This window comes from Acinetobacter guillouiae CIP 63.46, from assembly GCF_000368145.1.
GTDB lineage: Bacteria > Pseudomonadota > Gammaproteobacteria > Pseudomonadales > Moraxellaceae > Acinetobacter > Acinetobacter guillouiae.
Map to the genome: position 1 here is coordinate 2280839 of NZ_KB849283.1, position 15937 is coordinate 2296775.

Below are 15937 nucleotides of genomic sequence, written 5' to 3' on the forward strand. Positions count from 1 at the left end.
TCTCCCATTATTTATAGTCATAATCAAAATAACGCCCAGTCTACTCAACAGACTGGGCGTATTTTATAAAATTTTCAAGCGTTTAAATGAGCCTTTCAATTGCTCAATTGATCAAGATACTTTTCTGCATCCAAAGCTGCCATACAGCCTGAGCCTGCCGAAGTGATTGCTTGGCGATAAATGCTGTCAGCAACGTCACCCGCAGCAAATACTCCTGCCACAGAAGTTGCTGTTGCATTGCCTGAAGTACCACTTTGTACTTGAATGTAGCCTTCACGTAGGTTGAGTTGACCGTCAAACATACCTGTATTCGGTTTGTGACCAATAGCAACAAATAAGCCCTGTACTTCAACATCTTGTATAGTTTGGTCCAAAGTTGATTTCAAGCGAACTGATGTGACACCAGTATTATCACCTATGACCTCATCAACTTGATTGTTCCAAAGAATGCTAATTTTGCCATCTTTTTCTTTGGCAAAAAGATGATCCTGTAGAATTTTCTCTGAACGTAAACTGTCTCTACGGTGAACTAAGGTGACATGCTCAGCAATATTAGAAAGATAAAGTGCTTCTTCAACTGCTGTGTTACCACCACCCACGACCATGACTTTTTGGTTCTTATAGAAGAAACCATCACAAGTTGCACATGCACTGACACCTTGACCCATGAATTTAGCTTCAGATTCAAGACCCAAGTATTGTGCTGTCGCACCTGTTGCAATAATCAGTGCATCACAAGTAAATTCTTCCATGTCGCCTTTTAGTACAAATGGACGGACGCTTAAATCAACTTCATTGATGTGATCATACACAATCTCTGTACCAAAGCGTTCAGCATGGGCTTGCATTCGTTCCATAAGTGCAGGACCAGTTAAACCTTCTGGGTCGCCCGGCCAGTTATCTACCTCAGTGGTCGTTGTTAATTGACCACCAAGTTGTATACCCGCTATCAATGTAGGTTTTAAGTTTGCACGTGCTGCATACACAGCAGCGCTATAACCCGCAGGCCCTGAACCTAAGATCACTAATTTAGAATGTCTCTTTTGCATTTCTGATCACCTAAAGTTTATAAGCTACGTTGATTGACACGCTTAGATAATTCTTCTGCCGACTCTTTTCGCTCTGAATAACGGTCCGTGAGGTACTGACTCTGCCCACGAGTGAGCAAGGTGAACTTATATAGTTCTTCCATTACATCGACAATTCGATCATAGAAGGATGAAGGTTTCATCCGTCCATCTTCTTCAAACTCTAAAAAAGCTTTGGGAATAGACGATTGGTTTGGAATGGTGATCATCCGCATCCAACGGCCTAAAATACGCATCTGGTTTAAGCTGTTAAAAGACTGTGAACCACCACTGACCTGCATCAAAGCCAAAGTCTTACCTTGGGTTGCACGAATTGCACCGCCTGCCAGTGGAATCCAATCTATTTGCGATTTAAAGATTGAACTCATGGAGCCATGACGCTCAGGCGAGCACCACACCATTCCTTCTGCCCAAGCGAGTAAATCATGCAACTCTTTAACCTTTGGATGTTCAGTGTCCGCATCTTCAGGTAAAGGCAGCCCTTTAGGATGAAAGATTTTTACTTCGGCACCAAACTGCTCCAAGATACGACCAGCTTCCATCACCGCCAATCGGCTGTATGAACGCTCACGGTTAGAACCATACAGCAGCAAAATACGGGGTGGATGATCCAATTCTTTAGCTTGTACCTTTTCTAAAGTCGGTTGATCCAAAAGATTCATATCTACATTTGGGAGAGTCATAGAAATTACACCTCTGCTTTAAAAAACTTTTTTCTGAGCCACAAAGACACACTGACTAAAGCAATTAACACTGGTACTTCAACCAATGGGCCGATTACCGTGGTAAATGCGACTGGTGAAGCTAAACCAAAGGTCGCAATCGCGACGGCCAGCGCCAATTCAAAGTTATTTCCCGCAGCAGTAAAAGAAATTGCTGTGGTTTTAGGATAATCGTTCCCCATCCATTTGCTCATGAAGAAGCTGATGAAGAACATCACGATAAAGTAAATGGTCAATGGGATCGCAATACGCAAGACATCCATCGGTAAGCTCACCACATCGTTCCCTTTCAGGCTAAACATCGCCACAATCGTGAACAATAAAGCCAGTAGACTCAGTGGACTAATCTTAGGTAAGAAGACATTTTGATACCAATCCAGACCTTTAGCTTTCACTAGAGTGAATCGCGTCATAAAGCCAAGGAAAAATGGAATCCCTAAGTACACCAGTACCGCATGGGTAATGGTCCAGAAATCGACATTGATCACTTGCCCTGCAACACCAAAATAAGGTGGCAAGAAGGTTAAGAATAGCCAAGCATAAGTACTGAAGAATAAGATCTGGAAGATACTGTTAAAGGCCACCAATGCAGCAACATATTGATTATCCCCACAGGCCAAACCATTCCACACCAAGACCATGGCGATACAGCGCGCTAAACCAATCAAAATCAAGCCTGTCATGTATTCAGGATAGCTATGTAGAAAAATAATGGCTAATGCAAACATTAATACTGGTGCTATCACCCAGTTCTGTACCAAAGACAAAGTTAAGGTTTTTTTGTCTTTAAACACTTGTGGTAGCGCGGCATAATCCACTTTAGCTAATGGTGGATACATCATCAGAATCAAACCAATCGCAATTGGAATATTGACGGAATCCACACTCATTTTATCCAATGCCACTGAGGCTTGTGGAAAGAACACACCGATCGCAATTCCCAACCCCATCGCAATGAAAATCCATAGCGTGAGGTTACGATCTAAAAATGACAGTCTTTGTTGAGCCATGATGTTCTCATTCAATATCTGAGATGTGATTGATTGCAGCAATCAATTCAGGACGAGACATGTGCGCTGTATCGAGTGCCAACAATGCATCTAAACGACGATTGACATGGTCTACAGTCACTTGGAATGCTTTGAGCTTCTCTTCTTTCGGCAAGTCTAAATGCGAAGGATCAGCCAAGCCCCAATGTGCCTTGATTGCTCCGCCTAAATACAGTGGACACGCTTCTTGCGCTGCCGAATCACAAACCGTAATCACCACGTCAGGTTGATATTGTTCACAATCATCAATGGTTTTACTCCACAAACCATCTGTTGAAAGACCCAAATTTTCTAATGTTTCAATGGTCAATGGATGTACTTGCCCTGATGGCTTACTACCTGCACTGTATGCTTTCCAACCCTCTGGGGCACGACTATTAAACAGCACTTCTGACAGGATGCTACGACAACTATTTCCAGTACACAAAAAAAGGAATTTCATATTGTTCTACTCGCAATAACTATTGATTTGTTGAAATGATGGAGCAACTTTTGGCTGTAAATCAGCATTTTTAAGGGTGTTAAGTACGTCTATACACCAAGTGGGTAAATTGGGATTGAGACTGTAATAGACCCATTGCCCTTGACGTCGATCTTGTAAAAGACCAGAAGAGCGTAATAAGGCTAAATGCCGTGAAATCTTGGGTTGGCTCAACTCTAATTTTTCAGTCAAATCGCAAACACACTGTTCATTATTTCCAAGAACCAACATCACGATATTGAATCGCGTATCATCAGCTAAGCATTTAAAGAAATTGATTTGATCCATATTTTTTACTCACTCAAACATATGGATATATCAATATTCACATATATCCATGAAATTTTTATTTCAATCGCTGCCCATTTGCATCCAGCACTTGTTCACCGTCTTCTTTGCTAAATGCACCTTTTTGTGGGAGTGGCAGAATTTCTAAAACCAGTTCTGACGGGCGACTTAAACGAGTTCCTAGTTCAGTCACCACGAATGGGCGGTTAATCAAAATTGGATACTGAAGCATAAAGTTAAGCAGTTTCTCATCCCTCCAAACCTCAAGGTCTAACTCTAGATCACGATAAGGATCAACATTCTTACGGATGGCCTCTCTCACAGTTAAACCTGCATCCGCAATCAGCTGAATGAGCTCACTTTTAGATGGAGGATTTTTAAGATATTCGATCACTTCAGGTTCAATGTTGGCATTACGAATTAACGCCAACGTATTGCGTGATGTACCACATTCAGGGTTGTGATAAATCTTAACTTTTGGAATAGCAGTCATTTGCTCAAACTCAATTGAATCTTTATATATACTTATATACGAATAAACATATATATGCAACTCCGTATATTTTTATAAAAGGGCTAAAAAAATTAGCCCCCCTAGAAAGTCTAAAAATATAAATTTACTTCAAAGCTTGATCCAAATTTTCTAAATTCAAAACTATCGAACTCACTACGCTTCTATCGAACTCTACTCGATCCTGCTCTTCATGAACTCCCTTATTAAGATATCTCCATTCTCGACACTCCCCGCTAATCCCTAACAAAGCTTCTAATGGTTTAAAAACACTTTCTTTTTGAGCATGAACAAAATCTTTTTTTTCAATTCTAGTTTTCAATTGTTCAGTAAGATTTCTTAACTCTATTGAAGAGGTAGCAGATCGTAATTTTAAACTCAAATTTCCATCACCATGCTTACTTACATACTTCCAAACTTTCCCTTTAGTTATTGCTTCTAAAGCTTGTCTTGACTTTGTTAAAGCATCACGAATTTCATTTTGATTAATGTGCTCTCTAGCAGCAACAATATAATTACGAGGTGCACAATTAAAATTAATATTGATATGCGGCTCACCCAATCTTGGTAGAAAACTAAATGATTTTGTTAACTTCACTCGTTCCACTGAAAGTAGATTGTGAATATCTTTGAAGAATTCTTCCCCATGGCAAGTTAATAATATTTGCTTATTAGCAAAGAACTTATCTTCAAAGAGTGTTTTTCGGATTGCTTCACGATGTTCATCATCTATGGCATTAACAGGGTCATCAAAAATCAATAATGGTGACTCTTCTTTAAGATTTTTAGCCAATAAAATTGCTAGTCCTAAACATCGAATATGCCCCTCACTAAGTATATGCAGCGCATCAAAAAAAACTTCTGGATTGCTTTTAAATGCAATTTCCATTCTCTGATTCTGGTTTATTGGTAGTCTTACTTCTGCTAGCAATTCACTATCCGTATCGTTTCGATTAAAAGCATTGTAAAGATCAATAATCACTCCTCCTAAATCTTTAACTAAACGCAGAGGTAATTCATTGCAGTATGTTTCCAACTTTTTAACAAAGTCAGCATAAGCGTTGGATATAATCTTATTTCGACTAACTATTAATTTTTCAGTTTCAACATCTGTAATAAGCTGCTCATTTTGTTCTTCAAATGTACTAATCATGGACTGAGCGATACTTATAGCCTGAGTCGCTGATTGTCTACGTGTTTGAAGTATAGTTATTTCTTTTACAAAATCACGACACATCAAAAGCTCTTTAGCCTTAATTACTCTCACCTCTTCTTCTTGTTTTATTTTTAGATCACATGCCTCAAGAGCTTGAACTTGCACCTCAATATTCATCCAAATGGTTGTACCATCAGGTAGCATTTCTGTTAAGTACCCCCACCACTCAGAAGATGTTTTTTCGCTTGTAAATGATCTATATGCCTCCAAGCAATTTTCTTTTTGATAAAAAGATAAACAAGTTTGGATAATCTGAGAAAGAGCTGTTAAGGAATCTTGGATTTGCTTTTGTAAAAATTGAATTTTATTCTGTATACCTGCCAACTCTTGCAACTTCAACAACTCATCTCTAGCATAAATATAAGGATTAACAGTAGTCTGACCTAGGGGTGTTTGACAAGCTGGACACTGATTTGGATTACCATCCTGTAATTCAATAATTGCATTATAAAGTTGTTTAAATGAGACCTGATAACTTGCTTGTGCTAGTTTCCCCTCTTCAATTATTAAAGCTGAATGCAACTCAGTTATTTTCTGCTTTAATGCATTTAATACACTTTGAGAAAGGTTACTTTTAGTACCTAAAGGCGACTGAAGATATGTTTCAAGTATTTGTACACGCCCTGAGACAGCTTCATTACCATTTAGCTCAATTACCATTTGATCAAAACTTATATTCTCTTTATATCGAGTAGCTAAATTTATCTCCTCTGATTGAATGTCGCTTAGCAGTTGCGTGTGTATTTTAATCTGTTGTTCACTACCTAATAATTGTGAACGCTTTTCACCAAGCTCTTTAGACTTTTCTCCAATAATATCAATATATCTACCATCCATATCAGGAGTAAAATTTTTGACAAACTCCGTGAAAGACTCTAATCCAAATAACGTAGAAATTAGTTCTGTTTGTTTAGATGGAACTTGGGCTGCAATACGTGAAAAATTATCTATACGATTCTTTTCAACAAAACAGAATCTATATATTTGCTCATCAGGCTGAACACTTAAGATGTTATTTTGGCTATCTTCAGCCTGAAGAATAGGTGCTAAGAATCGATTAACATGAGCATTCTTTAGATACTCAACTTGGTTACGGAAACGTTTATTTTCAGCATCTTCGACATTACCTAATAAGCAGTATTCTAAAGCCTCACAAAAACTTGATTTTCCTGTTCCATTAGGACCATATATCAATACTAAGTTACTATCTAAATCAAAATGCTCTGGTTTAGAAAATCCTCGAAATGGGCCTACAGTCATACTTTTAATTTTTGCAATTTTCGCTTTCGGCTCTCCCAATGTCGCAGGTAAAGGACTGATTTCTGAACCAACACGTTCCCATTTTAACTGAGCAAACGATACTATTTTTTTTATCCGTTGCCCCTGAGCAGTCTTTAATGGAATTAACTCATCCAAATTTTCTAAAACAAGGTTTGCTATCTTACGTATCTCTACAGAGTCAGTATTATTCAAAGTCTGTAAAAAATTTAAATATTCCACCCGAACCATAAAACCCCCATCTAAATAAATTATAATATTCAAAATTTTAAATCTTTTTTAGAATATCTTTTAACGTACATAAGCTTAATCTTACATTTATAGATTAAGAAAATTTAAAATACAAGGCATCAACAGATGCCTCCTACTTTAGTTCAAAGCTTGTACCGATTGCTGTAGGCCTTTCTGAATATCTTGCATCTGAAGAAAGTCTGGAACTTGTTGCTGTGATTTATTTTCTTCTGGGTAAAACTCTTCAATTTTATCCAATCCCTCCTCTACATCTACTTCAAACCGTGTATTGCCATAGCCTTGCCGTGCCATCTGATCTAAAGCTGCCTGATTAAATCCACACAGCTTACTTTTCTGATCAATCTCTTTCGCCGTTTGAATCGCCTCTTGTAAATGAACACCCTCACGTAACGTCAAATCCACGTAATAGACTGGGGTTCGATAGCTTTGTGTGGTGGACTTTCCTCGAAGTGTTAACTGTAAAGGCAGACATGACAATAAACCATTCGATGCTGCATGGTAATAACTCAGTCTCGCTGCCAAGGTTCGAATGCTGTTAAAGCCTGTTGTTCTAAAAACGAAAGTCCCAAACTCATCCGATTCATCAAGATTCACATACAGACGACCATAGGGCTTACACAATCTACCTTGTGCCAATGGACATAGATCAGGTGAAGGACAGGGGTGATGTTCAACCCCTTGATTGGTTAAGCGCTGACAAGTTTCACCATTGCCTATACACACGGGGCGCCCTGTTTGTCGATCAAATAGACTGTACTCTGCCCTTAGATTCAGTTCAGGATCATTGAAGATCATCCGGACGGGTATGCTTCGCAGTTTTTGATTGGGTGCTTTGGCCCGCAGCTGTTCATCCAGTGGGTGCTTCACCCAACCACTGTCCTTATTTTGGATTTGGCTGGTAATGGTAAATTGATCATCCTTTTCAGGCAGACGTTTGCCGTTCTTTTCCACAACTTTGCCGATACTGATTCTGCCAAGTATTGGCGGTGTGATTGCTAGACCTTTAATCATGGTCCTTTCCTCTTATCTTTAAATAAATTGCTGTATTGATTAAAAATGAAATGGGCATAAAAAATCCCATGTGCTGAGGCATGGGATTTCTAGGCTGGTTGGATATTTTGCTTAGGCTAAATTACTTTCAACCATCATTGGTATAGATGTTAAAACGCCGTGAACCTGTTTTACTTTGCGGGAATTGGCTGAGGTATTCAGGGTGTGATTTCAGCAAAGCCTTGGCATCTAAGCTGATTGAATCCTTAGCCTTTTTCCACGTCACTGAGCCTGCTTTAAAAGTGGCACGCTCCGCCTGCTGCATCTTGGCTTGCAGCTGGTGCTTCAGCAGATCAAACTGCTCCTGATGCTTGTCGATTTGATTACGTGCCTGAATCAGCTGTTCAAACTGCTGGTTGGCCTGCTCATCCCCAGATAAGTCTGCAGTGCTCAATGGCACATGTTCGGGATACAGCTGCTGTAAAGCCTTGGCTGCCGATGCGCTGGCATCTGCATCAGGCGGTGTATCCTTCTCGACACATTCCCAGAAGTAACGTTCTGCATTCACAATATGCTGAATGACCGATTCACTGCGGGTCACTTTAAAAATCCGCGTTTCATGTCCGCAGAGCAGTACACAGATATGCGCTGCTTTCTTTCCCGTTACGGCCAATTGATGCTGTACCTGACACAGCACATATAACGGCACACCATCCCGCCACAGCTTGGCGCCATGTTCACCAGCAGTTTTGCATTCCAGAATCTGCACATCTGCATCACCCACTACGGAATAATCTAAGTTAGCTAACATGAAATGCTTGTCTGGGTCAGGATGCTGCAGCACAGCATTCACGCGGCGGACTTTATAGTTGGTATGCATGCTGTAGTATTCAGCAACAAGCGGTTCAAGTCGCTTGCCCCAATATAAAGGCGCATGGCCTTCGCTTTCATCTTCGATGGATTGCTTGATCCTACCTGTTTTGATCATCCACAGTTCCAGCATCGACATATAAGGATTGAGTCCGCAAGCTGCAGCACAGTCACTGCTGCCGATACCTTGCCTGCGTACTTCCAGCCATTCGGCTTGGCTCATATTTTTGGTTTCTACAAAGCGTTTGGCGGTAATAAGTTTAGGTGACCTGAATCCTATAGGTTGTTTAGATGCTGCAGATGGATTTGATAAATTATTCATTGTGAATTCCTCAATTTTAAATTTTTGGCATAAAAAAACCACATCCGAAGATATGGTCTGATATTTCTAAATGAATCTATTTTAAAATGAGACGACTGCTAAATGGCGCTTTAGGTTTTCTTCAGAAACGCCAGCTATTACAATTTCTAAAATGTCTGCATTTAATTGAAGACCTTGATTAAAGGAATAGCCAAAATTACCTTTTATCGTTTCTACTAAAACATCGAAAGATTTCTTATCTTTCATTTTTAATAAAAAACTTTCATCCCCTAATTTCTTAATTGAAATGATACTCACTGTACTCTCCGTTTTACTATTTATCTTGCAAATAGTTAGTGGAGCTTAGAAATCAGGATTTCAATAAGAAGTGTTCAAATAATTGTAAATACACAGATTAGGACAACATCAGTAGCGCCTGTTCCAGTCCACGTTGTTTTAAGCCTGCCCCTGCTCCAAACCATGCTGAATCCAGCCGGTGATCCTGACTCATGGCTCGACGTTCATGATCTGCAAATTCCGTGATACTGCACAGCAACCCATAAGCCGTATCTTTGGCTGAGCTGAGTTCTGCCCCTCGGCCATGCCCGTTAAACATAGTCATGACTTTCGACATGGCTCGGCCATTCGGTTCAACCTTGTCTTTGCTTTGTGATTTACTGGCTACATTGCGGTAGAACTGGATAATGCCTTCATCCTGCTGCATTGGACTGAGGCTGGTATTGTTAAATACCGCGTCAAAATAAGCAGCCGCTTCTTGTTGAGTGACTTTACGTTGACTGAGTTGCTTCATTTCATACATGTGTTCATCCCATTGCCGTACTGAGATTCCCAACTGCTGTTTGATCTTATCTGCATCAAAACGGGTACTGTGTGGGACTTTGACCACGCCTGCACTGCTGTTCTGTCCTTTTAGGGCAATGGCTAAAGTGTTGTTGCACACTACGCGGATTGAAGTAAATTGCGCTGTGGTCGCCAGCGTTCCGTCACAGCCCGTTGCCAACAATATATAGCCATTACTAACATCTTTACCTTTGAGTGCCGCGCTTTGTCCTGTTCTGGCTAAAGCCCAGAATTTCTTTCCGCCTTTCAATACGCCTGCGGTTTCCAGTTCAAAGCCTGATTGCTCTGTTAAATCTCGGTAGAACTCCAACACCTCTGCAGGCTGCACTTCCTGATAACGCTGACTGACCACCGATAGAGGTGCATGGGTATCCGAGCGATAAAGTACGCGCTGTTCTTCATAAGGCATGATGATGTTTTGCCCGCGTTCATTTTGCGCCATATAGCTGACATCAGAAGATTCAATGCGCCAGTCCATGCCGGCCTGCTGTGCCCATACTTCAATCGGCTGATTATGCGTAAGCTGGTTGCCGAGGCCATGCCAAGGGGTGTCACCGACATAAGCCATTTGTTCAATTTGATGCGCCATGTTTATATTTCCTATAAATGTATGTTGAAATTCATGTTGTTGATTAAATGTGTTTAAGGTTTGTGGCTTGAGCTTTATGATTTTTTGACCCAAACAAAATGCTGCTGACAGTCCTGACAAATATATTGATCTTCATTGCGATAATATTTTTCGTAGCAGAATTGGCTGACAACCACCAGCACACCGCCAATCACTACACCTACAGCAGCACCTGCCGCAGGTGAAAAGCCGACCTTCTTAGCAAGTCTTGCTCCCAGCACAGCCATTTGTGCAGGTGAGATATTGCGCTGAAGCTGTTCAAAGTAATTTGCGTTTGATTTGCCAGATGCGGTTTGTCTGACATTGCCCGACTTGCAGTAGGGACATTGAATGATGGACACGGTATATTCCTTGTCAGATGTACCCTGACAAAAGCTAAAGTGAAGGCATAAAAAAACCGCATCCCTTTAGGACACGGTTTAGTCAGTTCTAGATTAATGTTTAGATTAAATACGCTTAGTTAAAGCTGTAGCTCGCTGTTCCCTGCTGTGTTTCAACATCAACACGCACAACATTATCGTAACCGCAGCCGGTTAATTTCAGCCTTAAACGCAAGCCCATTTTAAAATGCTGCGGGTATTCCAGTGATCTGCGGTAGCCTTCATAACTGCATTCACCATTGTTGATTAAAACGTTGGTGACATCGATGGGATCTGGGCTGTTGGAACGAATGGTGATGACATGCGCCACTTGGTTTTGTGCATACCAGTTGCTGGTATCTTCTACATTCATTTCAACACTAAAAGTATTGGGATCAAGGCTGGAGTCGCACCCGTACAGCATCATGCCTGCAGCAGCCGTTACTGCCAGCAGGATCGATTTAAAATATTTATTCATAGCAATCATCCTCAGCAGTAGTTGTAGCTGACGCCGTAATCACCGGTCTCTAAATCAATACTGACCAGATGAATTTCACAATCTGTACCATTATCAAATTTATAAACGTAGTAACGGTTGCCCGCCTGCTCTGACTCTAATGCGCCGTGTTCCTGCAAGCTAAAGCCGCTCACGGGTTTACCCGTATCTTTCGCAGCTTTGGCAAAAACCAGCTGCTGATACTTGTCTATATTTTTTTGCTCAAATTCAGGCAGGTCTGCATAAGGAAGCATGGACAGCAAGGTATCTGCAGCTTTCAAATTTTGATCAAACTCAAAGCTCAGCAATTCAGGTTCATGCTGCGCCGAACTTGAGCCCTTGCTGCCAGCAGTCAATTCCTCTACATCAATGCCATCAACTTCCGCAGCAGGAATGCCTTCCGAAGCAGCAGCTTCTGACGCTGGAATATCACTCGTGCCAGCTGCAGTTTGCACAGGTTTCTGAACGCTGGAATTGGCACTGAAAAAATAGAATCCGGATACGATAATAAGCGTCAAAGCCAGAATAGCTGCCAAACCCAAAATGGTTTTTTGGTTCATCTCAAATCTCCTGTACTTTAGTTCGGTACAGAGACTTGGCCATTATTGGCGTTATAGTGGACAACGCGCGGACAGCCGCCCTGAAAGTTCACCGTGAAATTACGCCAGCCGCGGTTGCCCGGATTGGTTTTATACATGCACTGATACACGCCTCCACCTAAATTTCGAGCCTGCACAAAATAGGATTCACTGGCTTGCGCAAACCAGCCTGCCTGCGCCCATGACGCGCCTGCAAGAAGTGATGAAATCAGGGCAGTTTTTAGGAAAGTTTTTAACATAGTCATTTTCTCTTTTTACAGGCATCACCGGTCTTCAGCAGATCCGGTGTCCCCCATGCAATCTTTGTTGGAATGAATATCTAAGTTTTGAATTTTTTATAGACGATAAAGCGTACAGATCTACTTAGCTCAAAACAGCATTAGAGATTCATCTTCATATCGGTAATATGTATTTGAAAAAGTTTTATTCTTAAAAAGCTATAAACACAGCTATGCACAGCACGCGGGCCTAATGACCCATCGGCACAAATACTGAAAAAGAGAAAAATAAGGGATGATATTGATGTAAGCGCATGGCGTACTCCTTTGTTTTAAAAGAATTCTGCCAATTCACTGCTAATATGATGGTGGCAGAACGAAGAAGGGTTAGCAGACTGGTAACAAAGAAACCAGCACGCGCAAGCGCGTCCCCCCTCCGCCCTACCGCAAAGAAAGGGGGACGAACGGGTCCACAACATGCAAAATCAGATTTCGCATATTGTCTTTGTTAATGGGTCTGCTAAAACCCGCTGACGATGTAGGTCAGCAGGCTAAGGATAATCTGCACGGTGTAGAGCGTCAAGCAAGTGCTGGAATGCAATATGAATTTTCAGCGCCGTACTGGGGCTCCATCAAACCATTTAAATCCTTTCGGGTAGATGCAGATTCTACTCGGAAGCCCAAACTGACCCGTTTGATTCTCCGGCATGCTATTTAATGCACCCAAAGGACAGCCCGCTTCTTCTTGCATGATCCGGTCAATCCGCAGCGCGTTTTGTGCATCAGCATCGGAAAGCTGATGATGCATTTCTGGATAAACGCATGTGCCCAAATATCCAGTCGCTCTCATCCAGTGCTCTCTGATCTCATTGCAATATCCCAAAGGGTCAGAATAGAGTGATCGGTTAAAGCTCAGATAAAAGTGAATCACATAGCGCTGCTGAACATCATCACGCACAATCCGATAAAAACGATAGACCACCTGCGTTCGATACCAAAATACTGTGGGTAAACTATTTTGGAAATTTGATAAAAATCGCTCTAACTGTCGCAAATCGATAATTTCATTTCCACCGTCATTTAGACTTAGTTCCAGTTTTAAATCCGCTGCATCAGGATAGATCTGGCTTGTATTACGGTAGGATTCTCTCAACTTTTCAGTCCGCTTCTCGTAGCGCTCAGCGCGCACAATAGACACAATCCAAGACACTGATTTTTAATAAATTTCATCAATTCTTGTTCTACATTTACCGTAAAAACTACCGCAAAATAGATCTGTACAATACCCGAAAATTTCTTAGATTCAGTGATTGAAAGGGATGATCCTTACGTATATCAGCAAACAATATATCAGATTCCCTGAATAACTAATTAAGTATAAAAATTATCACGTCAAATTTATTTGTTATAAAATATACAAAATTTGTAGAGTTTATAACATGAATATAAGCATCCTCATTTCTAGCCTTTCCACACAAAACTCTTCTGCTCGAATGAGAATTTGGCGTTCCATCAAAAGCTGTGGCGCAGCAACTCTGCGTGATGGTGTCTATGTGCTACCTAATGAACAAAAGCAGCGCTTTGACCCCATTATTGACGAGCATCAAAGTGCCGATGGCATTGCCTATCTATTCGATTCCGTTAGCAACAATAATTTAGACTTAATTCAACTATTTAATAGAAAAAGTGAATACTCTGAATTTTTGCTACAACTGAATGAAATAGAGAGTTCACTGAATGTTGAGCAAAAAAATGAACATTTAAAAAGCATTAGAAAATTAAGAAAGCAACTTTCATCTCTCATCGATATTGATTTCTTTCCTAATGAATTACAAAACACAGCCTTAAACGCGATATCAAAACTCGAACTTAAAATTCATCACCTAGGGGAATCAAATGAGCCCTCTTCTATAAATAGTGATCTACCTTCTCTTAATCTTCATGACTTCCAATCTAAAACTTGGGCTACGCGAAAACGACCTTGGGTGGATCGTTTAGCTTGTACGTGGCTCATTCAAAAATTTATTGATAAAGACCCTACTTTTATTTGGCTACAAGATATTAAAGATTGTCCAGCAGATGCTTATGGTTTTGATTTTGACGGTGCAACGTTTACCCATGTTGGTGAGCTTATTTCATTCGAAGTACTTTTACACAGCTTTAGTTTAGCCGATAAATCACTTCTGAAAATCGCTGAAATTGTGCATTACCTAGATATTGGAGGAAATGAGCCACCTGAAGCACTTGGGTTAGAAAAAATATTACAAGGACTTAGAACCAGTATTCATGCTGATCAACAGTTAGTGGAATTATCCAATCACATTTTTGATGGTCTATATACGAATTTTAAAGGTGAGAATACATGAGTCAATTACAAGAAAACGATTTCGAGCCCAATCCAGAGATCAGCTTTAAAGAAGCAATACTATTTTGGCTTAAACTCGGATTTATCAGTTTTGGCGGGCCTGCAGGCCAAATTTCTGTCATGCACCAAGAATTGGTAGAACAAAAAAAATGGATCTCTGAAAAGCGATTTATGCATGCACTCAATTACTGCATGCTGCTTCCGGGTCCTGAAGCACAACAATTAGCAACCTATATTGGCTGGTTGATGCACAAAACCAAGGGTGGCTTAATTGCTGGGCTATTTTTCATTTTACCTTCCCTTTTTATTCTCATCGGTCTTTCATGGGTCTATGCAAAATTTGGAAATGTACCTGTCATTGCAGGGCTTTTTTATGGCATTAAACCTGCTGTCACCGCTATCGTCTTTCATGCAACCTATCGTATTGGCAGTAAGTCACTGAAGAATAAATATATGTATGCTATTGCATGTGCCGCATTTATTCTCATTTTTGCCTTTAATGTTCCGTTCCCCCTTATTGTGCTGCTGGCTGCTTTAAGTGGTTATCTCTTAAGTAAATTTGACCCAAAATTATTCACTAGCAATGTTCACGCATCAAGTCTCAAAGACTACGGGAAAGCAATTATTGATGATGATACGCCCACACCTGAACATGCCATTTTCAAATGGTCTCGCTTGATTAAATTGCTGGTTGTTGCAATTATTTTGTGGTGTCTCCCTATAGCATTACTGACAGTAGCTTATGGCTGGTCTCACGCTTATACACAAATGGCTTGGTTTTTCACTAAAGCAGCCTTAATGACATTTGGTGGAGCTTATGCGGTTTTACCTTATGTATATCAAGGTGCTGTTAACTTCTATGAGTGGCTTAAACCAACCCAAATGATCGATGGTTTAGCGTTGGGTGAAAGCACACCCGGCCCACTCATTATGGTCGTTGCTTTCGTTGGGTTTATGGGCGGGTACAACCTTGACCTATTAGGGCCTGAACATAAGTTTTTAGCTGGTGCTTTTGGAGCAACAATTGTTACTTGGTTCACCTTCCTATTTTCGTTTGTGTTTATTCTCGGTGGAGCACCCGTAATCGAATCCACTCACAATCAAATCAAATTTACTGCACCACTGACAGCAATTACCGCAGCCGTTGTCGGCGTAATTCTTAATTTGGCCCTCTTCTTTGCTTACCATGTACTATGGCCAAAAGGGTTTGAGGGGCAATTTGACTACATAGCTGCAGTAATAACCATACTCGCTTGTATTGCTCTCTTTAAATTCAATCAAAGTGTATTAAGAGTCATCGGTGCTGCTGCAATTTTAGGGCTTATCATTAAACTAAGCATATAAAAAAAGAGCAGCTCAAATGAG

At 40.7% G+C, this 15937-nt stretch carries 17 protein-coding genes and 1 pseudogene; 2 read left to right on the forward strand and 16 right to left on the reverse strand.

What is annotated here, in order from left to right; translation table 11 throughout:
- Window positions 1–95: 95 nt before the first annotated feature.
- The 16 genes and pseudogenes from trxB to F981_RS15770 all read right to left on the reverse strand — a co-directional run.
- Window positions 96–1049: a thioredoxin-disulfide reductase gene (gene trxB / locus F981_RS15695; protein ID WP_004681738.1), complete on the reverse strand. Its 954-nt coding sequence runs from the start codon at window positions 1047–1049 to the stop codon at window positions 96–98.
- 17 nt (window positions 1050–1066) lie between these two features.
- Complete coding sequence (gene arsH / locus F981_RS15700; protein WP_000174605.1) at window positions 1067–1771, reverse strand: arsenical resistance protein ArsH; 705 nt, start codon at window positions 1769–1771, stop codon at window positions 1067–1069.
- Between the two features lie 5 nt (window positions 1772–1776).
- Window positions 1777–2820: an ACR3 family arsenite efflux transporter gene (arsB, locus tag F981_RS15705; protein ID WP_004723197.1), complete on the reverse strand. Its 1044-nt coding sequence runs from the start codon at window positions 2818–2820 to the stop codon at window positions 1777–1779.
- A gap of 7 nt (window positions 2821–2827) precedes the next feature.
- A complete protein-coding gene (locus F981_RS15710; RefSeq protein WP_004723198.1) occupies window positions 2828–3301 on the reverse strand; it encodes an arsenate reductase ArsC in 474 nt (157 codons plus the stop codon).
- A gap of 6 nt (window positions 3302–3307) precedes the next feature.
- A complete protein-coding gene (locus tag F981_RS15715; RefSeq protein ID WP_004723201.1) occupies window positions 3308–3628 on the reverse strand; it encodes a metalloregulator ArsR/SmtB family transcription factor in 321 nt (106 codons plus the stop codon).
- A gap of 58 nt (window positions 3629–3686) precedes the next feature.
- The gene (gene arsC, locus F981_RS15720) at window positions 3687–4121 is read right to left on the reverse strand and encodes an arsenate reductase (glutaredoxin) (RefSeq protein ID WP_004723202.1); all 435 of its coding nucleotides are present in this window, start codon (window positions 4119–4121) and stop codon (window positions 3687–3689) included.
- A gap of 124 nt (window positions 4122–4245) precedes the next feature.
- Window positions 4246–6864: an AAA family ATPase gene (locus tag F981_RS15725; RefSeq protein WP_004644583.1), complete on the reverse strand. Its 2619-nt coding sequence runs from the start codon at window positions 6862–6864 to the stop codon at window positions 4246–4248.
- 138 nt (window positions 6865–7002) lie between these two features.
- Window positions 7003–7896, reverse strand: coding sequence for a recombination directionality factor (locus tag F981_RS15730; RefSeq protein ID WP_004644584.1), 894 nt, complete (start codon window positions 7894–7896; stop codon window positions 7003–7005).
- Between the two features lie 127 nt (window positions 7897–8023).
- Window positions 8024–9067 (reverse strand): YqaJ viral recombinase family nuclease, encoded by a 1044-nt coding sequence (locus tag F981_RS15735; protein ID WP_004723206.1) that lies wholly within the window; start codon window positions 9065–9067, stop codon window positions 8024–8026.
- An 81-nt stretch (window positions 9068–9148) separates the two neighbouring features.
- Entirely contained in the window at window positions 9149–9364 is a 216-nt protein-coding gene (locus F981_RS15740) for a hypothetical protein (protein WP_004644586.1), read from the reverse strand.
- Window positions 9365–9461: 97 nt separating this feature from the next.
- Window positions 9462–10496, reverse strand: coding sequence for a DUF932 domain-containing protein (locus tag F981_RS15745; RefSeq protein WP_004644587.1), 1035 nt, complete (start codon window positions 10494–10496; stop codon window positions 9462–9464).
- A 74-nt stretch (window positions 10497–10570) separates the two neighbouring features.
- Window positions 10571–10876 carry a hypothetical protein gene (locus F981_RS15750; RefSeq protein WP_004644588.1) on the reverse strand — a complete coding sequence of 102 codons (306 nt, stop codon included), beginning with the start codon at window positions 10874–10876 and terminating at the stop codon, window positions 10571–10573.
- A 115-nt stretch (window positions 10877–10991) separates the two neighbouring features.
- Window positions 10992–11372, reverse strand: coding sequence for a hypothetical protein (locus F981_RS15755; RefSeq protein WP_004644589.1), 381 nt, complete (start codon window positions 11370–11372; stop codon window positions 10992–10994).
- An 11-nt stretch (window positions 11373–11383) separates the two neighbouring features.
- Window positions 11384–11950: a hypothetical protein gene (locus tag F981_RS15760; RefSeq protein ID WP_004723208.1), complete on the reverse strand. Its 567-nt coding sequence runs from the start codon at window positions 11948–11950 to the stop codon at window positions 11384–11386.
- A gap of 17 nt (window positions 11951–11967) precedes the next feature.
- The gene (locus F981_RS15765; RefSeq protein WP_004644591.1) at window positions 11968–12228 is read right to left on the reverse strand and encodes a hypothetical protein; all 261 of its coding nucleotides are present in this window, start codon (window positions 12226–12228) and stop codon (window positions 11968–11970) included.
- A 589-nt stretch (window positions 12229–12817) separates the two neighbouring features.
- A pseudogene (locus F981_RS15770) lies at window positions 12818–13387 on the reverse strand (hypothetical protein); the annotation flags it as partial.
- 259 nt (window positions 13388–13646) lie between these two features.
- Here F981_RS15770 and F981_RS15775 point away from each other — a divergent pair.
- Both F981_RS15775 and chrA read left to right on the forward strand, forming a co-directional pair.
- Entirely contained in the window at window positions 13647–14573 is a 927-nt protein-coding gene (locus F981_RS15775) for a chromate resistance protein ChrB domain-containing protein (protein ID WP_004723210.1), read from the forward strand.
- Window positions 14570–15916 (forward strand): chromate efflux transporter, encoded by a 1347-nt coding sequence (gene chrA / locus F981_RS15780; protein WP_004723211.1) that lies wholly within the window; start codon window positions 14570–14572, stop codon window positions 15914–15916. The genes F981_RS15775 and chrA overlap by 4 nt, the downstream gene beginning before the upstream one ends.
- Window positions 15917–15937: the final 21 nt, after the last annotated feature.